The sequence below is a fragment of the Clavibacter tessellarius genome, assembly GCF_001618005.1.
GTDB classification, from domain to species: domain Bacteria; phylum Actinomycetota; class Actinomycetes; order Actinomycetales; family Microbacteriaceae; genus Clavibacter; species Clavibacter tessellarius_A.
On sequence record NZ_LQXA01000044.1, the window covers coordinates 38,906 to 60,681 of the forward strand.

Genomic DNA, 21,776 nt, shown 5'->3' on the forward strand with positions numbered 1-21,776 from the left:
GTTGGTAACATTACCGATGTTAGTGCTTGGTGGTTCAGGCCCTCCTAGCCGCGTCCGCGACCGCGGTCACCGCGGTCACCGCGGTCACCGCGGTCACCGCGAGCTCCGCGAGCCGGTGGTCGCGCTCCTCCTCGTGGGCCGTGATGGTGACGACCGCGTCGCGGGATCCGTCGACCAGCACGTACTGGCCGTAGCGGCCGTCGAGGCGCCACGCGTCGCCGGGGCCGTCCCAGGTCGCGAGGCTGTAGCGGGCGAAGGGCGCGTGCGGGTCGTCGGCGCCGGTGGCGACCCAGGATGCGTGCATCCGGTCGATCCACTCCGCGCTCACGAGCTGGCGGCCCTCCCAGGCGCCGCGGTCGCGCAGCAGCCGGCCGATGCGCGCGAGCTCGCCGGTGCGGAGCTCCAGGCCGCTGCCGCCCACGATGAAGCCGAGGGGACAGCGGTGCCACTGCGGGTTCTCGATGCCGAGCGGATCGAACAGGCGCGGGAGGAGCCAGTCGCGGACGTCGCCGACCGCGGCGGCGAGCACCCGCAGGGCGACGTAGGGGCTGGCGTCGCTGTACCGGAAGACGCGGCCGCGGCTCGGGAGCCCGAGCATCGCCTGCGCGAGGTCGGGGCCGGGCACGGGCTCGTCGCCGAACCAGGCGAAGTCGATGCCGCTCGTCATGGTGAGGAGGTGCTCGACGGTGACACCGTCGACGCCCGGGCCGAGGTCGAGATCCGGCAGCAGCTCGGGCACGCGGGTGTCGAGCCGGAGGATCCCCTCGTCCACGGCAATGCCGACGGCGAGCGCGCACACGCCCTTGGACACCGAGTGCAGGTTCTCGCGGTCGTCGCTGCGCCAGCGGTGCGCGACCTCGTCGTCGCCGATCCGCACGACCGCGCCGTATGCGCCGAGCCGCTCGCGGTCGATGCCCTCGACGAGGCGGGCGAGGGCGTCGGCGGCGATGCTCATGGATCCAGTGTGGCGCGCGGCGGCATGGTCGGACCGGCGGGGGCGCGGGTCTTCCCCGGGCGGGGGAACCGTGCGAGGGTGGCGGCTCGGCATCGGCGCGGCGGACGCGAGCGGCCGATCGGGGCGGTAGGGGACGGCATGCGGCTCGCGACGCGGATCACCATCGGGGTGCTGGCGGGGGAGCTCGTCGCGCTGGCGGTGCTGCTGCTCCTCGCCGATCGGTGGGAGGACATGGGCTGGCCCGTTCTCGGGATGGAGCACCCGCTGATCGCGGTCGGGTTCGCGCTGCCGCCGCTCGTGGTGCTGACCGCTGTCGTGCTCGTGCTGCTGGCGGGGACGCGGATCGTCGTGGCTGAAGCCGGCGCGTGGCGCGCGCGGCGGGAGTGGGACCGGGAGCAGGCGGATGCCGCGGCCGCCGGTGCCGCAGCCTCGGCCGGGCTCAGAGCATCGTCGCGTCCCGCTGCCCGTCGGTGAGGGCGCGGTCGGCGTAGACGAGGCGCATCACGGCCGGGTCGGGATTGCCCGGATCCCGCCCGCGGTGCACGAGCACCAACCCGGCCCGCTCGGCCACGGCCGCCGAGGCCCGGTTGTGGGCGACGAGGTAGGCGACCACCGGCAGCTCGGGGCGGAGGATGCGCGCCCGCTCGATCGCCCGCCCGGCCATCTCGGTCGCGTAGCCGCGGCCGTGCACGGCCGGCGTGAAGCGGTAGCCGAGGTTCCAGAAGGCGTCGTGCGCGATGCCGCAGCCGCCGAACCCGACGACCGCGTCGGCGTCCCGTTCCCGCACGATCCAGGTGCCCAGGCCGTCGCGCTCCCAGTCCTCGACGCGCGTGCGGAGGAAGCGGTCGGTCTGCGCGGGATCCGTCACGCGGAGCGACGGGTAGTGGGTCCAGACGGCGGGGTCGGAGAGGATCGCGTGCACCTCGGCGGCGTCATCGGCCGACGGGAGGTGGAGGTCGAGCCGGAGGGTGCGGTCGTCGGGGTCGGCGAGGCGGGCGGCGGGCATGCGTCGACGGTAGCGGCGACCCGGCCCGGAGTCAGCCGCGCGCGACCAGCGCCGCGAGCCGGTCGAGGTCCGCCGCGACGAGCGCCGCGTCCTCCGCGAACGTGACGTCGGTCATGCCCGGCCGCCGGAAGAGCGTGAACACGACCTCGCTGCCGTCGTCGTTCGGGAGGACGCGCAGCGGGTTGCGGACCACCGTGCCGTCGGGGAGCGTCACGTCGTGGTCGAGGATCCCGAGCTCTCGCGGGCCCGTGAACGCGATCTCGATCGCGCCCATCGGCGAGTCCGACAGCCAGCGCCCGCCCTCGAGCCGGATCCCCGCGCTGACGCCCGCCGCCCACTCCGGCAGCCGGGCCGGATCCCCCGCGACGGCCACCACGGAGGCCACGTCGGCGTCGACGGATCGGGTGATGTGCAGCGCGGGCCAGGTCACGCTCCGACGCTACCCGGGAGCGGCACGAGCGCGGGAGCCGCCCCGAGAGGCCAGCACGCTCGCGAGCACGACGGGGAACGCGCCGGCGAGGGCGACGAGCGCGTAGCCGTCGCCGAGCACGAGGGCAGACGCCGCGGCGATCATTTGCAGGGCGAAGCCGACGACCAGCGCCGCTACGCCGACCAGCGTGACGTTCCGCAAGAAGCGTCGTGAGGACGCAGGGCTGTCAATGCCAGAAGAAACGTCGGCCGGGATCACAGTCGCGGTGGACAGCACCACCAGCGCCGTCCCGCCAGCACGATTCAAGGAAAGGGGTGCGTCATGTGCAGCGCTGTTCTCCAGCACGCTTTCCGCGAATCCGGATGTCGCGACGCGTGTGTGCCACGGCGCAAGCTCTATATCCGGCAGATGACACGTCGGGCCCCGAGATGGCGGGGATGCATAGCACGGGGAAGCCTTGGTTGACAGTCACATGCCCGTCTCATGCCGTGTCCGCATATATGAGGACTTGCATTCACGCCCGCTGCCCCATACGACGATTGCGCATGAGTCGGCTGATTCCCACGCCTCGCCCCCAGACCGGGGGTCAATGCACTCGTTCGTGCCGAGTGGGTTGGTGCACCACGTAGCTTCGAAAAGGCACAGATGCCTGTGCAAAGAAGCTGAGGGGAAAGACATGCGCGTCACAAAACGCGGTGAGGGGACGAGCTTCGCTCGTCAAATGAGGTGCACGCTCGCGATCTTCGCGACCAGTGCCGTGATGATCACCGGGCTCGGCGCGATGCCGGCCTCCGCCGAGACGGCCGCGGCCGGCCCGGTGCAGATCGAGGACCAGACGCAGGACCCTGCGCAGGTCGACAAGAAGATGCAGGACGAAGCCCAGAAGGCCGCGAAGGACGCCGTGTGGACGCCGGGCACGATCCCGGCCGAGCCCGCCGACGCCGACAAGCCCGCGGCCGAGCCGACCGAGTGGAAGATCCCGAACGCGGACCGCAAGCTCAGCCAGCCCGTGACGACCCAGCGCGTCCCTGCGGGCACGCCGGTCGGCGCACCGGGCCTCGGCGCGCTCCCCTACATGTCCTTCGAGGACATCACGCTCTCCGACGACACCGTCGCCCGCGTGAACCTCGCGAACGGCAACCTGCTGCTCACCGCCAACGACGGCACGAGCTCCGCGGCGGGCATCGGCGTCCGCGCCGACCGCTACTACAACGGCCTCTCCAGCTCCGCCGGCGCCCTCGGCGGCGGCTGGTCCTCCACCATGAGCTACGTCGACTTCGGCCTCACCGTGAACAGCGGCGAGACCGAGGCCACGTTCGTCGGCCCCTCCGGCTTCTCCGCGAAGTTCACCAAGAGCGGCACCACCTGGGTCGCCCCGTCCGGCTTCAACGCCACCCTGAGCAAGGGCGACACCTGGAAGCTCACGTACAAGGAGACGGGTGAGTTCTTCACCTTCGATCTCAACCTCAAGCGCCTGGTCAACCACGTCGACCGCAACGGCATCGGCCTCAGCAACGACTGGACCACGTCGGCCACGACCTACACGGTCAAGGACACCTCCGGCCGCTTCACGCGCGTGAACCACACCACCGGCTCCGACCCGAAGATCACCTCGATCGTCGACTCCACGAACCGGACCACGACGTACACGCGCAACGGCGCCGGACAGCTGACCAAGATCGAGAAGCCCGGCGGCGCCGTCACCACCATGACGTACGACTCCACCGGCCGTCTCGCGACGATGACCGTCCCGTCCGCGCCCGGCACGACGACGATCACGTTCGGCTACAACACCGCGCACAAGATCACCAAGATCACGCAGAAGTCCACGTCCCCGACCCACGGCGCCAAGGCCGACGTCGTGACGAACTTCGCCTACAACAGCGGCAACACGGTCGTCACCAACCCGAACGGGAAGGCCTCGACCTACGCCTACGACACCCAGGGCCGCGTGACCTCGACCAAGGACCCGCTGAACCGCACGAAGTCGCAGACCTGGACCGCGAACAGTGACGTGCAGACCTCGACCGACGCCCTCGGATCCGGCAGCACGCCCGGCAACGAGACCAAGTTCCAGTACGACGGCCTCAACAACGCCACGAAGACCGAGCTGCCCACCGGCGCCGCGGCCTCCGCGGTCTACACCGCCGGCGCCGGCTGCGCCTCCACCGGTGGCGACGCCTTCCAGGTGAAGTGCTCCACCGACGCCAGCGGCAACACCTCGAGCTTCGACTACGACGCGGCCGGCAACCCCACGAAGAAGAAGGACACCACCGCCGGCGGCACCGGCGCGGTCGAGTTCGAGCGCACCTACGACAACTGGGACCGCACCATCTGCGGCGGCTGGGCCGGACAGCTCTGCTCCGCGAAGGACGGCAACGGCAACGTCACCACCTACAGCTACGACAAGGTCGGGAACCTGACCAAGGTCACCCCGCCCGCACCCCAGGGTGCGACGACGTACACGTACGACGCCCTCTCCCGCGTCACCAGCGTCACCGACGGCAAGGGCGACATCACCAAGTACGCCTACGACGTCCGCGACCGCCAGACCCTCGTCACCTTCGACAACGGCGGCACCCTCGCGAAGACGTACTACCCGAACGGGCTCGTCCAGTTCGACTCCGACAGCTTCGCCGGGACCAAGCAGTTCGAGTACGACACCCTCGGCCGCACCACCCAGCAGATCGGCTCGCTCGCCGGCCTGAACCAGAAGTACACGCACGACGCGGCCGGGAACATCCTCACGTTCGAGGACACCAGCGGCATCACGACGAACACCTACGACGCCGCCAACCAGCTCACCAGCCAGCGCGAGCCCGGTGGCGTCTGCCCGACCAGCGGAACGCCCGCAGCCAACAGCGGCTGCACCCTGTTCGAGTACGACGGGAACGGAGCCGAGACCAAGCGGATCTTCCCCGCTGGTGCACAGGTCGTGACCACGCTGGACAAGTCCAGCCGCCCCACCCAGGTGCAGGCCAAGAACGCGGCCGGCAACGTCACCGCCGAGGTCGCGTACTCCTTCGCCAAGAACGGCACCGACACCACCAACATCCAGACCCGCACGAGCACGAAGGAAGAAGGCATCCCCGCGGGGGCCGTCACGGCCTACCAGTACGACTCCATGGACCGCATCACGAAGGCGGAGGAGAAGGCGGGATCGACGGTGAACGCCTCATGGGCGTACGCCTACGATGCTGCGGGCAACCGCACGAGCCAGACTCGCGCCGGGAACACCGGTGCCGATGCCGGCACGATCGGCTATACGTACAACGGAGCGAACCAGCTCACGAAGACCACCGAGGACACCACCGCGTGGGTCTATGACGCTGTCGGCAACCAGGTCAAGAACGGCATCACCGGTGTCGTCGCGACCTACGGCGACCGTGCACAGGTGCAGTCCATCGGAGACACCAGCTTCGCCGCCTTCGGCGAGGGGAACACGGACACGCAGAGCGCGACCGGCGGACGATCGTTCTCCAACTCGCTCCTCGGCCTGTCCCGCCAGACGAACTCCTCCACGAACGTCGTCCAGAACTACGGACGCACGGGATCCGGAGAGGCAGTGGGCTTCCGCATCAACTCGAGCCACTACTACGTCTCCGATCTCCTCGGTTCCGTCATCGGGATGTTCTCCGGCGCCGGCATCTGGGAGGGCGGGTACTCGTACAGCCCCTACGGTGAGACCCGCGGCGTCACCGACGCCTCGCCCATCACGCTGAACTCGCTGCGCTACATCGGCGGGTACATGGAGTCTGAGAACCTGTACAAGCTCGGAGCGCGTTACTACGACGCGACCACGGGTCGATTCACGCAGTACGACCCGTCCGGCCAGGAGAACAACCCGTACACGTACGCAGCAGGAAATCCCGTCAACTCCCTCGACCCCTCCGGGCTCGGCGAAGTCGACTGGGAGGAAGCCGGCAAGGTCGGTCTGACCGCAGGCGTCGGAGGCGCAGTGGGCGGATGTGTTTCTACGCTTGCCGCCTGCCCCGCTGGTGCGGCCACGGGCTTCGTCGGTGGCGCCATCGCCGGATACATCGGCAGCGTCGGCTATCAGCTCCTCTCATAACCCGTCCCACATCAGAGAGCAGAAGGGCAAACAGATGGATATCACGTTCTACGTGGGAATATTCGTACTGGCAGCAGTGACGGTAGGAATAGTCACGTACATTCGCAATAAGCGCAAGAAGACCACTCTAAAGTGATCTAACTGCGGAAGCGCGACCAGCCCGGGCACTGACGTGCTCGGGCTGGTTCCGTCAAGGCGTCGTCGGTGATCGACCGTATGCTCACTCGCGAGCGTGGCCGGGCGCTCCTACATCGACTCGATCGACGAAGGAGACCACCCGGTGGACAGGGCGAAGAGCGACACGCGCCTGGTGCGCGGCGTCGAGACCCACCCGTGGGCGCACCAGGAGGCCGGCTACTGGCATGTCCAGGCCGAGGGCCCGTCCGTCCTCGGGTACGTGATTCGGGTCCGGGCGTAGCTCGAGGACCCGTTCACGTAGGAGGTCCACGCGGATGCGGCGACGAGCGTGGACGACGGATCCGGGTCCATCGGGAAGCGTCCGTGGACGCGGCCGTGGCGGTCGATCCGCTCGTCCGGGCGGGCTGTGCGCGCCGGCGGCCGCGGAGGTCTCCAGGCGTGCCCGGCTGCGTGTCGGTCATCGGATCATCTCGTCAGCGATGGCGCTGCATGCATCGAGCACGGGGGCCATTCCCGGAGCTCTCCCCACCGCTCCCCCGTGAGGCCCGCCCCTGGGACGATCGCCCGCTGGGGCACGGGAGGGCGAAGGAGCATGCCGGTCTCGCGAGGCCGCGTCGGACGCTGCCGACGCTCACATCGCGACGCCCAGCGGCATCACGCCGGGCGCCGGATCCGTCGCCAACCGCGCGTGCGTCTCGACGTCGAACCGCTCGTCGCCGTACCGGAGCTTCGCGCGCTCGATCCCCTCGGCGCCGAAGCCGGCGCGCGTCGCGACCCGGCACGACGCCGGGTTGTTCACCCGGTGCCCGAGCTCGAGGCGGAAGAGGCCGTCGGCGAACGCCCACGCGGCCGCGCCCGCGAGCGCCCGGGTCGCGAGGCCGCAGCCCCGACCGGATCCCGCCAGCCAGTAGTGCAGCCACGCGGTGTCGTGCCGGCGGTCGATCGCGGAGACGCCGACGCTGCCGACCGCGACTCCCCCGTCGACGATCGCCCAGGCGCGGTGCGCGTCGTCGAAAGCGAGCGGACCCGTGATGTGCGCCTCGGCGCTCGCGATGGTCGACAGGTCCACGCCGCCGAGCTGGGTCACGAGATCCGGCGTGGTGACGAACGCGTCGCGGAGCGCGTCGGCGTCGGACGCGATCCAGGGGCGGAGGTGGGGGCCGGGCATGCCCCCACCCTGCCAGCGCGCGCCCGGCCTCAGTACTCGATCCGCCCGTGCCGGCTGTGGAACTCCCCCGTCGGCCCGTCGGGTCCCACGAGCGCCATCGCGACGGTCGCGTCCGTCCCCTCGGTCACCGTCTGATGCCCGGTGTTGCCGTTGAAGTCGGTCGCCGTGTAGCCGGGGTCGGTCGCGTTGATCCGGAACCCCGGCAGGTTCTTGGCGTACTGCACGGTCGCGGTGATGAGGGCGGCCTTCGAGGTCGCGTAGGGCACGGTCATCACGTGGCTCTCGTCGGTCCCGTCTCCCGCGAGGGCGCGCGGCCAGCCCACGCCCGAGGCGACGTTGACGATCACGGGGGCGGCGGATGCCCGCAGCAGCGGCAGCGCGGCCTGCGTCACGCGCACCACGGCGACCACGTTCGTCTGCAGCACCGCCAGCATCGCCTCGGGGGTCAGGTCGTCGACGCCCTGGGTCGTGCCGAGGATCCCGGCGTTGTTGACGAGCACGTCGAGCGTCGGCAGCGACGCGATGGCGCGCTCGACGCTCGCCTGGTCGTCGACGACGAGCTGCACGGGGTGGGCGCCGACGGCGCGGGCGGCATCGCCGTCGGCGGTGTCGCGCATGCCGGCGTGCACGGTGTGGCCGGCCTCGACGAGGCGGCGGGCGGTCTCGAGGCCGAGGCCCCGGTTGGATCCGGTGATCAGTGTCGTGGTCATGTCCCGAGCCTGCGCCTCCGCGTCCGCGCCGCCCAGGCACCGGTCGACGGGAGGACCGGCGGTACCAGGCTGATCCGCCCGCCAGCGCGGAGGATGGCAGCATGACCGAATTCGCGAGCGTCCTCCGCTCCTGGCGCGAGCGCGTGCAGCCCGCGGACGTGGGCCTGCCCGCGGGATCCCACCGCCGCACCGCGGGCCTCCGCCGCGAGGAGCTCGCCGCGCTCGCGGGCGTCAGCGTCGACTACGTCGTGCGGCTCGAGCAGGGCCGGTCGGTGAACCCGTCGCCGCAGATGCTGGGCGCGCTCGCCCGCGCCCTCCGGCTCACCGAGGACGAGCGCGACCACCTCCACCGGGTCGCGGGCGTCGCCCCGCCCGGCCGCGACGAGGTCCCGCGGCACATCACGCCGGGCGTGCACCGCATCGTCGACCGGCTCGGCGACGTGCCCCTCGCGGTGTTCACGGCGACGCACGACCTGCTGCTCTGGAACCCGCTGTGGGCGGCGCTCAACGGCGACCCGTCGACGCGCACCGGCTGGGACCGCAACCTCGTCTGGACCTACTTCACCCAGGGCCACGGAGGCACCGACTTCGACGCCGTGCACGAGGAGGAGTTCGCGCGCGACCTCGCGGCCGACCTGCGCACCGCAGTGGGCCGCTACCCCGCGGATCGCGCGCTCGCCCGGCTCGTCGCCCGGCTGCGCGCCGAGGTCCCGGAGTTCGCACGCCGCTGGAGCGAGGCGCGCGTCGCCGAGCACCGGTCGAGCCGGAAGACCGTGACGAGCACTCCGGTCGGCCCCATCACGATCGACTGCGACACCCTCTCGGTGCCGGGCAGCGACCTCCGCATCGTCGTCTACACGGCGGAGCCCGGCAGCACGGACGAGGCGCGGCTGGACCTGCTGCGCGTCACGGGCCTGCAGGCGCTGACGACGGCGCCCGTGGAGGCGGCGGGGGCCTGATCCGCCGCCGGCTTCGGGCCGCAGGCCGCAGGCCGCCGGCTCGACGCCGCCGCACGACGGAGCCCCGGCCGCCGCGCGTCGAGGGCGCGGCGTCCGGGGCTCCGGTGCGGACGGGATCGGGATCAGCTCGGCTTGAGCACCCGCTCCGGCACGGTCGACGAGCCGGCGGACGCACCGACCGGCGCCACCGACGTGCCCACGTACCGCTCGTCCGCGATGGTGACGTGATACGTGGATCCGGTGATCTGGATCTCGCCTTCCGTCTCCTTCACCGCGCTCGACGGCCCGACCCACAACTCGACCGCGCCCGGCTCGACCACGCGGCGGTACCTGAGGTCGGTGAGCGCGAGGCGGGTGGTGGGCACCCGGAACGTGACCTCCGCGGACTCGCCGGCCGCGAGATCCAGCCGCAGGTAGCCGAGCAGCTGCGCGACGGGCCGCGTGACGCTGCCCTGCACGTCGCGCGCGTAGAGCTGCACCACGTCGGTGCCGTCGCGGTCGCCCGTGTTGCGCACCACGACGGTCGCGGTGAACGCCTCCCCCGCGGCGACCTCGGCCGACGCCACGGACAGGTCGCTGCGCGAGAACGTCGTGTACGACAGCCCGTGCCCGAACGGGAGGACGGGCGTGGGATCCGCGCTCGTCACCTCGCTCGGGCCCCCGAGGATCGGGTGCAGGTACGAGAACGGCTGCGCGCCCGCGGACCGCGGGAGCGACACGGGCAGGCGGCCCGACGGCGACACCCGGCCGGAGAGGACGCCCGCGATCGCGGATCCGCCCTCCTCGCCCGGGAAGAATGCCTGGAGCACGGCAGCCGGAGCCGACTCGCCCTCGAGCGCCCACGCCACCGCGTACGGCCGGCCGGTGAGCAGCACCACGACCACGGGGGTCCCGGTGGCGCGCACGGCCTCGACCAGCTCGCGCTGCACGCCGGGCAGCTCGAGGCTCTCGACGTCGTTGCCCTCGCCGACCGTGCCGCGGCCGAAGAGGCCCGCCCGGTCGCCGACGACCACGACCGCGAGGTCGGATCCGCGCGCGGCCTCGACCGCGGCGTCGAAGCCGGAGCGGTCGTCGCCCTCGACGTCGGCGCCGTGCGCGAGCACGACCTCGCTGTCGGGCAGCTCGGCACGGAGCGCCTCGGCCACGGTCGGGATCGCGAACCCGAGCGGCGTGCCGGGGTGGTGCGCGAGCACGTGGTTCGCGAACGAGTAGCAGCCCATGAGCGCCTCGGCGCTGTCGGCGTTGGGGCCGATGAGCGCGATCCGTCCGGGCGCCGTGCGACCGGCGCCGGCGAGCGGCAGCGTGCCGTCGTTCGCGAGCAGCACCACGGACTCCTCAGCGAGCCGGCGCGCGACGTCCCGGTGCGCCGGGGTGTCGAGGTCGATGCTCGTGGGCGGATCCTCGAACGTCGCGTCGAGCAGCCCCAGCTCCTCCTTCTCGTCGAGCACGCGGAGCACCGCGCGGTCGACGAGCGACTCGTCGGCGAGCCCGGCGCGGATCCGCTCCGCCAGCGGCGCGAGGTACGCGTCGCCCGTGGGCAGCTCCACGTCGATGCCGGCCTCGAGGGCCAGCGCCGCCGCCTCGCCGCGATCGCCCGCGACGGCGTGCATCACCTGGAGGAACGCCACGGAGAAGTAGTCGGAGACCACGACGCCGTCGAAGCCCCAGCGGCCGCGGAGCACGTCGGTGAGGTACTCCGTCGTGGCGCCGACGGGCGCGCCGTCGATCTCCGCGTACGAGTTCATCACCGAGCGCACGCCGCCGTCGCGCACCGCCATCTCGAAGGGCGGCAGCAGCACGTCCTCCACGAAGCGCGGGCCCACGTGGGCGGGCGCGTGGTTGCGTCCCGACTGCGAGACCGAGTAGCCGACGAAGTGCTTGAGCGTGGCGTGGATCCCGGCCGACTGCAGCCCCTTCACGTACGCCGTGCCGATGGTGCCGACCACGTACGGGTCCTCGGCGATGCACTCGTCGACGCGGCCCCAGCGGGCGTCGCGGATCACGTCGAGCACGGGCGCGAGGCCCTGGTGCACGCCGAGCTCCCGCATCGACCCGCCGATGAGCGCGGCCATCTCCTCCACGAGGCCCGGGTCGAAGGACGCGCCCCACGCGAGCGGCGTGGGGAACGTCGCGGCCTGCCACGCGGCGAGCCCGGTGAGGCACTCCTCGTGCACGAGCGCCGGGATGCCGAGCCGCGTCTCCGTCTGCAGCCGCCTCTGCTCGGCCCACAGCCACGACGCGCGCTCGACGGGATCCACCGGACGCGTGCCGTACACGCGGGTGAGGTGCCCGAGGCCGTGCTCGGTCGCCTCCTCGTAGCGGCCGGTCGTGGCCATCTCGCCCTGCATGGGCGCGACGACCTCGCCGCCCTGGTCGACCCAGTAGCCGACGATCTGCGCGAGCTTCTCCTCGAGGGTCATGCGCGCGTGCAGCGCCCGGACCCGCTCCGACACCTCGGGCAGCGCGACGGCGCCGGGTGCCGGGGCCTCCGCCCCGGTCACCCCTTCACCGCGCCGGTGAGGCCGCCGACGATGCGGCGCTCGAAGATGGAGAAGAAGATGAGCGCGGGGATCATCGACAGCGACGTGAACGCGAGCACCTTGGCCGTGTCGACCGAGTACTGCGACGAGAACGACTGCACGCCGAGCGGCAGCGTGTACGCCGACGCGTCGCTGAGGATGAACAGCGGCAGCAGGTAGCTGTTCCAGCTGCCGATGAACGCGAGGATGCCGACCGTGATCACGCCCGGCATCGACAGCCGCACGACCATCCGGAAGAAGAACCCGAGGCGGCTGCACCCGTCGATGAACGCGGCCTCCTGGATCTCGTCCGGGATGGCCCGCAGGAACGGCACCAGGATGATGATCGTCGTCGGGAGCGCGAACGCGATCTGCGGGAGGATGATCCCCGGCAGCGAGTTCGTGAGCCCGAGCGAGCGGATCACGATGTACAGCGGCGTGATGGCCACCGTGATGGGGAACATGAGCCCCGACGCGAAGATCGCGTAGAGCGCCCCCCGGCCGAAGAACGTGTACCGCGCCAGCACGTAGCTCGCCATGAGGCCGAGCACGACCGCGCCGACCGTGGTGCCCACGGCCGCGATGAGCGAGTTGCCCACCTGCCGCCAGAACATCGAGCCCGAGAGGACGTCGAGGTAGTTCTGGATCTGGAATGGCGACGGGAACCCCGCCGGGTCGGTCGTGATCTGCGCGTTCGTGCGGAACCCGCCGAGGATGATGTACGCCACCGGCGTCAGCATCAGGGCGATGAGCACGACCGCGACCAGGTACGGGATGGGGTTGTTGCCCTGCCCGGGTGTGCGCGCCCGCTTGGGCTTCGGCGTCTTGGCCGAGTAGGTGGGATCCAGGTCCGCGTTGCGCGGAGCGGCGGTGGCGACGGTCACTTCTTCGCCTTCCTTCCTGCACCCGTGAGGGCGCCGGCGGTGTCGCGGTTGAGCACGAACCGCTGGTAGACGAGCGCGACGACCAGGGAGATGAGGAACAGCACCACGGCGACGGCGTTGCCGTACCCGTAGTTGCCGGATCCGCGTCCGTTCGCCACGAGGTACGTGGCCATGGTCGAGGTGCCCGCGGTGGCCGAGATGTACTGGCCCCAGATGATGTAGACGAGGTCGAACAGCTGCAGCGAGCCGATGATCGACAGGAATGCCCAGATGCGCAGCGTCGGCGCGAGCAGCGGCAGCGTGATGCGCCGCTGGATCTGCCAGTAGGAGGCGCCGTCGATGGCGGCCGCCTCGCTGAGCTCCTCCGGGATGCCCTGGAGGCCGGCGAGGAAGAGGATCACCGCGAAGCCGATGTACTTCCACGTGATGATCGTCATGAGCGACCAGATCGCGATGTCCGGGTTCGCCAGCCAGTCCTGCTGGAGGTCCGCCAGGCCGATGTTCGCGAGGAAGCCGTTGAGCGCGCCGGAGCCCTGGAGCATGAGGCTCCAGCCGGTGCCGACGACGACCTCGGAGATCACGTACGGCACGAAGATCAGCACGCGGATGATCGACTGGCCGCGCAGCTTCCTGTTGAGCAGGAGCGCCACGAGGATCGCGACGGGGCCCTGGAGCACGAGCGACAGCACCACGATCACGGCGTTGTGCATCAGGGCCTCGTGGAACGTGGGGTCCTGGAGGATCGTGATGTAGTTCCGGAAGCCCACGAAGATCGTGGGCGGGCCGAAGCCCTGCCAGCTGAAGAAGCCGTAGTAGGCCGCCATCACCACGGGGTAGATGACGAAGCCCACGAAGAAGAGGAGGGCCGGGCCCACGAGGATCAGGACCTCGAGGCGCCCGGACCAGCCCAGGCCGCGGCGTCGACCCCGCACCGCCGAGGGCGGCGTCGTCGCGACGCCGCCCTCGGGGTGTGCAGGATCAGCCGCGGGACGCTGCTCGTCGAGCGAGCTCTCGCGGAGTGCCATGTCGGGTCGCCTAGGCCTTCTTGGCCGCGTCGCCGACGGTCTGGATGAGCTTCTCCGGGCTGCCGTCGCCGGCCATGAGGTCGACCACGCCGACGTTCATCGCGTTGCCGACGTTCAGGCCGTAGACCGTGTCGAGCCACTGGGACACGTAGGGCGCGTCGTTGTACGCCTTCAGGATCTCCTGCAGGTACGGCTCGGTGACGGCGGCCTGCGCCTTGGTGTTCACGGGCGGGGCGTTGAAGTTCTTGTAGTACTCCTCCTGCACCTCGGGGGTCGCGATGTAGTTGAGGAAGTCGACGCACTCCTTCGGCGCCTGCGCGGAGCAGGAGTAGCCGTCGATGCCGCCCATGATGGAGCCGGCCTCGCCCTTGCCGCCGGAGATCTCGGGGAAGGGGAACCAGGAGAGGTCCGCCAGCGGCTTCTGGTCGGGGGTCAGGCCCGCGATGACTCCCGGGTCCCAGGCGCCCATGAGCTCCATGCCGGCCTGGTGGTTGGCGATGAGGCCGGCCGAGCTGCCGGCGCCCTGCTGCGCCGCGGTGGTGAGGAAGCCCTCGTTGAAGGGGTCCGTTCCCGTGAGGTCCTTGAGGTCCTCGCCGGCCTTGACCCAGCAGTCGTCGCTGAAGTCCTTGTCCTTCGCGGCCTTCTCGAGCGTGTCGGAGCTGCACTCGCGGAGCGCGAAGTTGAAGTACCAGTGCGCGGCGGGCCAGGCGTCCTTGCCCCCGAGCGCGATGGGCGCGACGCCCGAGGCCTTCAGCTTGTCGACGGCGGCGTCGAGCTCGTCCATCGTCTTCGGCGTCTCGGTGATGCCCGCGGCGGTGAAGAGGTCCTGGCTGTAGAAGATGCCGCTGGGGAGCACGGCGACGGGCATCGCGTAGGTCTTGCCGTCGAGCGTGTTCGCGTCGAAGGAGCCCTTCGAGATGTCGGCCTTCGCCTCGGAGGAGATGCCGCCCGTGATGTCCATGATCTGACCCGCGGCGACCATGGCGGCGAGCTTGCCGCCACCGCGCTGCAGGAAGATGTCGGGAGCGTCGCCCGAGTTGAGCGCCGTCTGGAGCTTGCCGTCGAGGTCCTCGTTCTGGATCGACGTGGACGTGACCGTGACGCCGGGGTGGGCGGCGTTGAAGTCGGCCGTGGTCTTCTCCCAGAACGCCTTGCCGGGTCCGGTGGTGGAGTTCTGCCAGAGCGTCATCTCGACGGGACCGCCGTCGTCGCCGCTGGAGCCGCTGCCGCTGCAGCCGGTGAGGGCGAGGGCCCCCACGAGCAGGGCCGCGGATCCCGTGAGGATCTTCCGTGCCTTCATGTCGTTCTACCTGTCTCTTCATTGAGCGCACCCTGGCGGGTGTCGGGGGTGACGTGCACGAGCCGCGCGCCTGGTGCTGTGGTGGTGCGGCTCTGCCGGGCCCGCTGTCGCGTCATCGCGTCGTCGCTCCGTCGTGACGGGGGCCGGTGCGGCAAGTCTCGGTCGTGCGCGGATGTCCGTCAAACGTTTTCGAAATCCTTTTCGGCGGGCGTAGTGTCCAGCCATGACCCGCCGCGTCACCATCCACGACGTCGCCGCTGCTGCCGGCGTCTCGGTGTCCACCGTCTCCAAGGCCGTGAACGGGCGGTACGGCATCTCGGCCGAGACCTCCCGCCGCGTGATGGAGGTCGTCGAGCGCCTCGGCTACGAGTCGAGCCTCGTCGCGAGCAGCATGCGCTCCCACCGCACCGGCGTGATCGGCGTGCTCGTGGCCGGCTTCGAGCCGTTCAGCGCCGAGATCCTGAAGGGCGTCGGCGCGGCCCTCCGGGAGTCGCGCTACGACCTCCTCGCCTACAGCGGCTCCCGGCAGGTGGACAACACGGGCTGGGAGCGCCGGTCGCTGAGCCGGCTGAGCGGCACCCTCATCGACGGCGCGATCATGGTGACGCCCACGGTGGTGACGGCGTCGACCGAGATCCCCGTCGTCTCCATCGACCCGCACACCGGGCCCGCCGACCTCCCGACCGTCGAGTCCGACAGCCTCGGCGGCGCGCTCCAGGCCACGCGGCACCTGCTCGAGCTCGGGCACCGGCGGATCGGGTTCCTCGCGGGCCGCCCCGACCTCCGCTCGGCGAGCCTCCGCGAGGCCGGCTATCGGCGGGCGCTGCAGGACGCGGGCATCGCGTTCGACCCGGCGCTCGTGCGCGCGGGCCTCTTCCTCACGGCGGCCGCCCGCGAGCCGGCGCGCGCGCTGCTGTCGCTGCCCGACCGGCCCACCGCGATCTTCGCCGCCAACGACCTCTCCGGCATCGGGATCCTGCAGGTGGCGGCGGAGCTCGGGATCCGCGTGCCCGAGGACCTGTCCGTGATCGGCTTCGACGACATCCCGGAGGCGTCCCAGATGACGCCGTCGCTCACCACGATCCGCCAGCCGATGCAGCGCCTCGGCACCACCGCGGTGGACCTGCTCATGTCGCTCATGGCCGGGCAGGAGCCGGACGCCATGCGGATCCAGCTGCCCACCCGCCTCGTGCGCCGCGCCACCACGGCGCCCCCGCCGCCGCGGCGCAGGTGACCGGCGGTCGCCCTGCCAGGCTGGGCGCATGGACCACGACGACTGGGACGCCCAGGTCGCCGCCTTCTGGGCGACGGCCGACGACGAGCGCGCGGACGAGACCGTCGCCGGGATGCGGGCCCTGGTCGCGGAGCGGCCGGCCGACGATCCGCGCGCGCTCTACGAGCTGGCCAGCGCACACGACCTCGTGGGCCGCGAGGCGGAGGCCGTGCCGCTGTACCGTGCGGCGATCGCCGGCGGGCTGGATGCGGCGCACCTGCCGTTCGCCGTGATCCAGCTGGCGAGCTCCCTGCGCAACGTGGGCGAGCCCGCCCAGGCGATCGCGCTGCTCGAGGCCCTGCCCGACGACGACCACGCGCCGGGCCGCGACGCGTTCCTCGCGCTCGCGCTGCACGACGCGGGCCGTCCGACGGAGGCGCTGGCCGTGGCACTGCGGCGGCTCGCGCCGACGCTGCCCGAGTACGGGCGCGCGGTGGCGGCGTACGCGGACGAGCTCGGGGAGCGGTCGACGGGCGCCGGGGAACGCTAGGCGTCGGGATCGGCGGATCCGCGCCCGTCGCGGAGCCCGAACGCCGCCATCGCCTCGGCATGGCTTGAGGCGGATCGCGGCTTCATCGCTGGAGACCGCTCACGGTCGTCTCTGCCACCAGCGCCTTCTACCAGCAGCCTTCTCATACGGCGGCAGCGGGGTCGCGTGCCCATCGAAGGCATCCGGTCGATCACCCCTGCTGTCATCGGAAGCCCGGCCACTCTCGGCTCGCTGACGCCGCGCCTGCGCTTCCGCTAGGGCGGCCGAGAGCCGTCCATTGAATCCCATCAACTCATCGCTCCTGACTCCTCTGCCTAATTCCGCACGTGTAGATACAACGCACGCGACACCCCGTCATTTCCTACCACGAGGATATTGTCTGCACATCGCGGGCCTCCATCTTGCCCCTGAGTCGCAGCGGAGATGTGGTCACGGCGACGTGTTTCGATTTGTTACTGGGACACTCTTCGGATATGTGATGGTTTCGGCGAGTTGGACCTCGAAGCTCACAGCCAGAAGAGCCACCGACGAAAGGGACCATCTGATGAACAGAAATCGAATCGCGATAGCATCATTTATATCTGCTGCCGCATTGGCGATGACCGTCGCGACGCCAGCGCAAGCAGCGACCGCAACTTTCTTCGACGGAAGCGCGGCTCCTGACACAACATACACAGAAGGGACGGTTTATCAGAGCCGCACCGGGATCACGGCCGGATTCACCGAGCAGACGATAACCGGGTTGGCCAACATACAGGTCTGGCTCGGTACAGCCACTACGAACGCTTGGAGCTATGAGGCCACGATCTACGACACCCGGAACTACCGAAAGGGTGCTTTCAGGTGGAAGTCGCCAGGCGAAACTGCCAGCCTCAACGCAAGGGCCACGGCCTTGGATGTCGGTCGGATCCGCAGTGATGCGGATACCGATTCCACAGCCATCGAGGACCATGTAGAAGGCCCTGCCGTCCCGACTTCTGCCTTAGCCCATGTTGCCTCCACGTACGGATTCTCGAAGGATGACCTGGTCCCCATCGGTCAGCATGAGGGTGTGCAGCTCTGGAAGGCGTCGAACGCGACCGACACCTTCCTGTTCACCTCCGGCCAATCCGAGGACGACTACGTCACATCCGCCCGGGCGTCGAACAGCAGCTTCTCTCAGCGCGCGATCTCCGTCCGAAACAGCATCCCGAAAGCAGATGGCGCCGTTGAGACTCATCAATTCGTTCTCACGGATGACGCCCACGAGGCAGAAGTCGCGTCCGTCGATGGCCTGCGCAACGTAGGCCACGACCTGTTCGTAGACACCAGAGCCGACGACCGCGGAGAAGATCAAATCACCACCTTCGGCGCAGAAGGCACCGTTCTGACGAGCGACGCCGGTGACGCACGTGAGCCCGTCAGCTATGCGCTTGCGCTCTCCGGTACGCAGTGATCGCATACGGGCGGATGCCTGACTGACCTCGACACGATCTGGGGGTGGTCTCGACTCTCCCCACTCGATGGCCAGGGGGCGCAGCTATTGTCGCGATGGCTGCGCCCCTCATCGGCCTCGGCCCGTGGATGCGGCTCGCCTCTCGCAGAACGACATCCATGGCGCGACGCGGCACCGCGGCCCGCCTAGCTGCGAGTCAACGCTGGGGAATTGCTAGGCAGCCGGGGTCGTACGGGGAGGCTCCACCGTAGTGGTCGAGGCTTCGTGAGCCGAGGCGTCCCCCGCGTCCGCCTCCGCCTTCTTCGCGCGGGCCAGGCGGATCGCCGCGCGGCCCGACGGCAGGGAGATGGCCACCGAGATCACCACGACCGTGATGATCCCCGCGGCGACGAGGAGCTCCTGCACGCTGAAGACGTCGGCGAGCGGGCCGAACGCGACCGCGCCGATCGGGGTCGCGAGCGCCATGACGATGCCGACGTAGCTGAAGACGCGGCCGTGCATCTCGGGCGCCACGGTCTCCTGCACGAGCGTCATGAACGGCGCCGAGAACAGCGGCACGAAGAGGCCGATCGCGAACATGAAGCCGTAGAACACCCAGAGGTTCGGGCTGAGGCCGAGGCCCGCGGTGAAGATCGCGAAGCCGAAGCAGCTCACCAGGATCAGGGTCATGCGGTCGGACTTCGCGAACACCGTCGACACGAGCGCGCCGCCGCCGAGCATGCCGACGCTGAACGCGACCTCGAGCACGGTCACCATCCACACCTCGGTGCCGTAGGTGCGGGCCACGAGCAGCGGCGTGATGAACGACGGCGCCACGGTGAGCAGGAAGATGATCGCGAAGACCACGAGCAGCCAGCGGACGACCGGGTTGCCGCCGATGTAGCGGATCCCCTCGACGAGGTCCTCGCGGTAGCTCGACGTCTTGTCGGCGATGGAGGCGAGCGTCGGCACGGCCACGGACAGCAGGAAGGCGATGCCGATGGCGGCCGTGATCGCGTCGACGAAGAAGAGCGGCACGAGCCCGTAGGCGGCGAAGATCGCGCCCGCGGCGGCCGGTGCCAGCAGCGCCATGGCCGACTGGATGGTGCCGAAGATGCCGTTGACCCGCAGGAGCTGCTCGGGCGGCACGATCTGCGGGATCATCGCCTGCACCGCGGGCGTCTGGAACCCGGCGCCGACGGAGCGCACGGCCACCGCGAGCAGGATGATCCAGAGGTCGGTGACGCCGTTCATCATCAGCAGCGCGAGCGCGAGCGTGACCACGGCGATGCTGCTGTCGGAGACGATCACGAGCACGCGCCGGTTCATCCGGTCGGCGAGCGTGCCGCCGAAGATCGAGACGATGCCCTGCGGCAGGAACGCGCAGACCGCGTAGAGCGCGACCGCGAGGCCCGAGCGGGTCTCGAAGGTGACGTACCACATGACCGCGTATTGGACGAGCATCGAGCCGAACAGCGAGACGGTCTGGCCGCTGAGGAAGAGGGTCGCGTTGCGCCGCCAGCGCGCGGCGACGACGGCCTGGTCGGCCGCGCTCAGGGCGGGCGCGTCGGGCAGGTCGGCGTGCGGTGCCGGGTCGCTCATCGGGTCCTCGTGCGCTCGATTTTCCTCGGGTGTGGGACGCCAGGGTACGGCCCCGCGACGGCGGCGCGCCAGGGGTGGGCGCCGTGGATCAGAGGTCGCGGCTCGCCAGCACCACGTCGGAGTCGGAGGGCGTGATCTGCACGGAGCGGATCCGGTCCATCGGGAGGCTGGAGGTGGCCGCGAGCAGCCGCGACTCCGTCTGGCCCGCGCCCCAGGTGGCGACGACCGTGCGGGAGCCGGCGTCGTCGATGGCGACGAGGTCGTAGGAGCCCTGACCGACGCCGCCGCCCGCGTAGGCGCAGCTCCAGTCGAAGCGCGTGCCGTAGGGCTTGGCGGTGACGGCGAGCTGCGCGGTGACCCCGACGTCGAGGTCGGAGCGCATGCTCACGGCGTCTTGGGGCAGGCCCGCGGAGAGGTCGCCGGAGGGCGAGGAGGCGACCGGGGTCGGATCCGCGAGGGGCGCGCTCACGCCGGCACGGAGCGCGGAGCCGAGGCCCGCACCGCCCACGAGGAGCACGACGGCGGCCGCGGCGAGAAGCCAGCCTCCCGTGCGGCGGGTGAGCCGGGCGGGGCGGGACAGGGATCCGGGGAGCCGCCGTCCACTGCTCGGGCGCCGACCGCGGGGCACGTGGTGCGACGCGGACGCCGCGGTGGACGGCAGGGGCACCACGGGCGCGGGGCCCGCCGCCGTGGAGCCGGCGGCAGCGGCGGACGGCGCGGCGTCACGGGCGGCGTCGGCGGCGTCGGCCACCGGATCCGGCTCGTCGAGCAGCGCGAGCGCGTCCTCGACGGGCAGCATGCGCAGCACGCCGGGCAGCCCGGCCAGGTCGGCGAGGGAGCGGGTGCACGCGTCGCAGCGCGTGAGGTGGGCCTCGAACTGCGCGCGGTCGGTGGCGCTGAGGCTGCCGAGCACGTACGCGGCATCCCACTCGTGGATGTCGTCGGCGCGGTCGTTCATCGGGTGACTCCTCGTTCTTGCAGGGCGAGACGGAGCGCCTTGAGCGCGTAGTGGAGGCGGGACTTGATCGTGCCGGGCGGCACGCCCTCGCGTTCCGCCGTCTCCGCCACCGTCCGTCCGAGGTGGTAGCAGCTGACGACCGCACGGCGGTGCTCCGCGGAGAGCGACGCGAGCGCCTCGGCGACGAGCAGGCGGTCGATGATGGCGTCCGAGGCGTCCGCGACGGGATCCTCCGGCAGCACGTCGGTCGGCGTCTCGCGTCCGCGCCAGGCGCTGCGGCGGTCGTCGATCACGAGGTTCCGCACGACGGTGAAGAGCCAGCGGCGGGCCGACTCGTCCTCCTCGGCGAGGATCGCGGGCGAGCGCCAGGCGCGCAGCAGGGCCTCCTGCACCACGTCCTCGGCGAGCGCCGCGTCCCCCGTGAGCCGCAGCGCGTAGCGCTGGAGCGCGGGGGCGTGCGCGTCGTGCAGCGCCCTCATGCGTGCCGTGCTCTCCGTGGTCATCCGTACCTCCTCCTCCCACGACGAGACGGACGGCCGGAAGGTTCACCGCGGTGCGGGAATCATCTCAGGCGGATCGTGGATCGACCCGCGCGTGCCCCCGTCGACCCCTGGCGGGCCGCGTCACATCCGCACGATCACGTTCCCGCGGGAGTCCCCGCGGAGGAGGTCGTCGAACGCCGCGGGTGCCGCCGCCAGCCCGCCCTCGACGATCGTGTGCGGGAACACGATCCGCCCCTCCCACAGCCAGCGCGCGTAGCTCTCGTCCCACGCCCGGATCTGCTCGGCGGTGTGGTGCGTCGAGAACGGGCGGATCCAGCTGCTTCACGAAGGCCGTCATCACGGCGAGCCGCGGCGTGCCGCCCTGACCGCC

Annotated in this window: 20 protein-coding genes; 7 read left to right on the forward strand and 13 right to left on the reverse strand. The window is 70.9% G+C overall.

Features of this window, described 5'->3' with window-relative positions; translation table 11 throughout:
* Window positions 1–34 precede the first annotated feature (34 nt).
* The gene (locus AWH51_RS11790) at window positions 35–955 is read right to left on the reverse strand and encodes a serine hydrolase domain-containing protein (protein ID WP_063072257.1); all 921 of its coding nucleotides are present in this window, start codon (window positions 953–955) and stop codon (window positions 35–37) included.
* A gap of 138 nt (window positions 956–1,093) precedes the next feature.
* Between AWH51_RS11790 and AWH51_RS11795 the strand changes: the two genes are divergently transcribed.
* A complete protein-coding gene (locus AWH51_RS11795; RefSeq protein ID WP_063072258.1) occupies window positions 1,094–1,429 on the forward strand; it encodes a hypothetical protein in 336 nt (111 codons plus the stop codon).
* Here the strand turns inward: AWH51_RS11795 and AWH51_RS11800 are convergent.
* From AWH51_RS11800 to AWH51_RS11810, 3 genes are read right to left on the reverse strand one after another with little or no spacing between them, the layout of a single operon-like run.
* A complete protein-coding gene (locus AWH51_RS11800; protein WP_063072259.1) occupies window positions 1,395–1,961 on the reverse strand; it encodes a GNAT family N-acetyltransferase in 567 nt (188 codons plus the stop codon). The two genes, AWH51_RS11795 and AWH51_RS11800, sit on opposite strands and share 35 nt — an antisense overlap.
* Window positions 1,962–1,992: 31 nt before the next feature.
* Entirely contained in the window at window positions 1,993–2,391 is a 399-nt protein-coding gene (locus tag AWH51_RS11805; protein ID WP_063072260.1) for a polyketide cyclase, read from the reverse strand.
* A gap of 9 nt (window positions 2,392–2,400) precedes the next feature.
* Window positions 2,401–2,592, reverse strand: coding sequence for a hypothetical protein (locus AWH51_RS11810; RefSeq protein ID WP_063072261.1), 192 nt, complete (start codon window positions 2,590–2,592; stop codon window positions 2,401–2,403).
* Window positions 2,593–3,112: 520 nt separating this feature from the next.
* On the opposite strand from AWH51_RS11810, the gene AWH51_RS11815 reads away from it, so the two are divergent.
* Window positions 3,113–6,463, forward strand: a complete 3,351-nt coding sequence (locus tag AWH51_RS11815) for an RHS repeat-associated core domain-containing protein (RefSeq protein WP_254654561.1) — start codon at window positions 3,113–3,115, stop codon at window positions 6,461–6,463.
* Window positions 6,464–6,743: 280 nt separating this feature from the next.
* On the forward strand, window positions 6,744–6,881 hold the full coding sequence (locus AWH51_RS16315; protein ID WP_175345520.1) for a hypothetical protein: 138 nt from the start codon (window positions 6,744–6,746) through the stop codon (window positions 6,879–6,881).
* 351 nt (window positions 6,882–7,232) lie between these two features.
* Here the strand turns inward: AWH51_RS16315 and AWH51_RS11820 are convergent, their stop codons facing one another.
* Complete coding sequence (locus AWH51_RS11820; protein ID WP_063072263.1) at window positions 7,233–7,769, reverse strand: GNAT family N-acetyltransferase; 537 nt, start codon at window positions 7,767–7,769, stop codon at window positions 7,233–7,235.
* A 29-nt stretch (window positions 7,770–7,798) separates the two neighbouring features.
* Window positions 7,799–8,479 (reverse strand): SDR family NAD(P)-dependent oxidoreductase, encoded by a 681-nt coding sequence (locus tag AWH51_RS11825; protein ID WP_063072264.1) that lies wholly within the window; start codon window positions 8,477–8,479, stop codon window positions 7,799–7,801.
* 101 nt (window positions 8,480–8,580) lie between these two features.
* Here AWH51_RS11825 and AWH51_RS11830 point away from each other — a divergent pair, with 101 nt between their 5' ends.
* Window positions 8,581–9,438: a helix-turn-helix transcriptional regulator gene (locus tag AWH51_RS11830; RefSeq protein ID WP_063072265.1), complete on the forward strand. Its 858-nt coding sequence runs from the start codon at window positions 8,581–8,583 to the stop codon at window positions 9,436–9,438.
* A gap of 122 nt (window positions 9,439–9,560) precedes the next feature.
* On the opposite strand, the gene AWH51_RS11835 is transcribed toward AWH51_RS11830, so the two are convergent.
* Genes AWH51_RS11835 through AWH51_RS11850 form a run of 4 tightly spaced genes read right to left on the reverse strand, consistent with a single transcriptional unit; the run spans window position 9,561 to window position 15,166 of the window.
* The gene (locus AWH51_RS11835) at window positions 9,561–11,939 is read right to left on the reverse strand and encodes a glycoside hydrolase family 3 N-terminal domain-containing protein (RefSeq protein WP_081235093.1); all 2,379 of its coding nucleotides are present in this window, start codon (window positions 11,937–11,939) and stop codon (window positions 9,561–9,563) included.
* Window positions 11,936–12,841: a carbohydrate ABC transporter permease gene (locus AWH51_RS11840; protein WP_081235095.1), complete on the reverse strand. Its 906-nt coding sequence runs from the start codon at window positions 12,839–12,841 to the stop codon at window positions 11,936–11,938. Before AWH51_RS11840 ends, AWH51_RS11835 begins: the two co-directional genes overlap by 4 nt.
* Complete coding sequence (locus tag AWH51_RS11845) at window positions 12,838–13,866, reverse strand: carbohydrate ABC transporter permease (RefSeq protein WP_063072266.1); 1,029 nt, start codon at window positions 13,864–13,866, stop codon at window positions 12,838–12,840. Before AWH51_RS11845 ends, AWH51_RS11840 begins: the two co-directional genes overlap by 4 nt.
* A 10-nt stretch (window positions 13,867–13,876) precedes the next feature.
* Complete coding sequence (locus AWH51_RS11850; protein ID WP_063072267.1) at window positions 13,877–15,166, reverse strand: extracellular solute-binding protein; 1,290 nt, start codon at window positions 15,164–15,166, stop codon at window positions 13,877–13,879.
* A 223-nt stretch (window positions 15,167–15,389) separates the two neighbouring features.
* On the opposite strand from AWH51_RS11850, the gene AWH51_RS11855 reads away from it, so the two are divergent.
* From AWH51_RS11855 to AWH51_RS16070, 3 genes are all read left to right on the forward strand, one after another.
* Window positions 15,390–16,400, forward strand: a complete 1,011-nt coding sequence (locus AWH51_RS11855) for a LacI family DNA-binding transcriptional regulator (RefSeq protein ID WP_063072268.1) — start codon at window positions 15,390–15,392, stop codon at window positions 16,398–16,400.
* Window positions 16,401–16,428: 28 nt separating this feature from the next.
* Window positions 16,429–16,929, forward strand: a complete 501-nt coding sequence (locus AWH51_RS11860; protein ID WP_063072269.1) for a tetratricopeptide repeat protein — start codon at window positions 16,429–16,431, stop codon at window positions 16,927–16,929.
* A gap of 598 nt (window positions 16,930–17,527) precedes the next feature.
* Complete coding sequence (locus AWH51_RS16070) at window positions 17,528–18,364, forward strand: hypothetical protein (protein ID WP_131798135.1); 837 nt, start codon at window positions 17,528–17,530, stop codon at window positions 18,362–18,364.
* 213 nt (window positions 18,365–18,577) lie between these two features.
* Here AWH51_RS16070 and AWH51_RS11870 read toward each other — a convergent pair whose 3' ends face one another.
* The 3 genes from AWH51_RS11870 to AWH51_RS11880 form a co-directional block, all read right to left on the reverse strand.
* The gene (locus AWH51_RS11870; protein ID WP_063072271.1) at window positions 18,578–19,945 is read right to left on the reverse strand and encodes an MFS transporter; all 1,368 of its coding nucleotides are present in this window, start codon (window positions 19,943–19,945) and stop codon (window positions 18,578–18,580) included.
* An 88-nt stretch (window positions 19,946–20,033) separates the two neighbouring features.
* Complete coding sequence (locus AWH51_RS11875; protein ID WP_063072272.1) at window positions 20,034–20,903, reverse strand: anti-sigma factor family protein; 870 nt, start codon at window positions 20,901–20,903, stop codon at window positions 20,034–20,036.
* Window positions 20,900–21,406 carry a sigma-70 family RNA polymerase sigma factor gene (locus AWH51_RS11880; RefSeq protein ID WP_063072273.1) on the reverse strand — a complete coding sequence of 169 codons (507 nt, stop codon included), beginning with the start codon at window positions 21,404–21,406 and terminating at the stop codon, window positions 20,900–20,902. Before AWH51_RS11880 ends, AWH51_RS11875 begins: the two co-directional genes overlap by 4 nt.
* Window positions 21,407–21,776: the final 370 nt, after the last annotated feature.

Excerpts from the sequence above, each read along its gene's own strand:
- AWH51_RS11850 (WP_063072267.1), bottom strand. The coding sequence starts at position 15,166 with ATGAAGGCACGGAAGATCCTCACGGGATCCGCGGCCCTGCTCGTGGGG.
- AWH51_RS11800 (WP_063072259.1), bottom strand. The coding sequence starts at position 1,961 with ATGCCCGCCGCCCGCCTCGCCGACCCCGACGACCGCACCCTCCGGCTC.
- AWH51_RS11845 (WP_063072266.1), bottom strand. The coding sequence starts at position 13,866 with ATGGCACTCCGCGAGAGCTCGCTCGACGAGCAGCGTCCCGCGGCTGAT.
- AWH51_RS16070 (WP_131798135.1), top strand. The coding sequence starts at position 17,528 with ATGACCGTCGCGACGCCAGCGCAAGCAGCGACCGCAACTTTCTTCGAC.
- AWH51_RS11790 (WP_063072257.1), bottom strand. The coding sequence starts at position 955 with ATGAGCATCGCCGCCGACGCCCTCGCCCGCCTCGTCGAGGGCATCGAC.
- AWH51_RS11820 (WP_063072263.1), bottom strand. The coding sequence starts at position 7,769 with ATGCCCGGCCCCCACCTCCGCCCCTGGATCGCGTCCGACGCCGACGCG.
- AWH51_RS11815 (WP_254654561.1), top strand. The coding sequence starts at position 3,113 with ATGAGGTGCACGCTCGCGATCTTCGCGACCAGTGCCGTGATGATCACC.
- AWH51_RS11870 (WP_063072271.1), bottom strand. The coding sequence starts at position 19,945 with ATGAGCGACCCGGCACCGCACGCCGACCTGCCCGACGCGCCCGCCCTG.
- AWH51_RS11880 (WP_063072273.1), bottom strand. The coding sequence starts at position 21,406 with ATGACCACGGAGAGCACGGCACGCATGAGGGCGCTGCACGACGCGCAC.
- AWH51_RS11825 (WP_063072264.1), bottom strand. The coding sequence starts at position 8,479 with ATGACCACGACACTGATCACCGGATCCAACCGGGGCCTCGGCCTCGAG.
- AWH51_RS11875 (WP_063072272.1), bottom strand. The coding sequence starts at position 20,903 with ATGAACGACCGCGCCGACGACATCCACGAGTGGGATGCCGCGTACGTG.
- AWH51_RS11830 (WP_063072265.1), top strand. The coding sequence starts at position 8,581 with ATGACCGAATTCGCGAGCGTCCTCCGCTCCTGGCGCGAGCGCGTGCAG.
- AWH51_RS11795 (WP_063072258.1), top strand. The coding sequence starts at position 1,094 with ATGCGGCTCGCGACGCGGATCACCATCGGGGTGCTGGCGGGGGAGCTC.
- AWH51_RS11860 (WP_063072269.1), top strand. The coding sequence starts at position 16,429 with ATGGACCACGACGACTGGGACGCCCAGGTCGCCGCCTTCTGGGCGACG.
- AWH51_RS11855 (WP_063072268.1), top strand. The coding sequence starts at position 15,390 with ATGACCCGCCGCGTCACCATCCACGACGTCGCCGCTGCTGCCGGCGTC.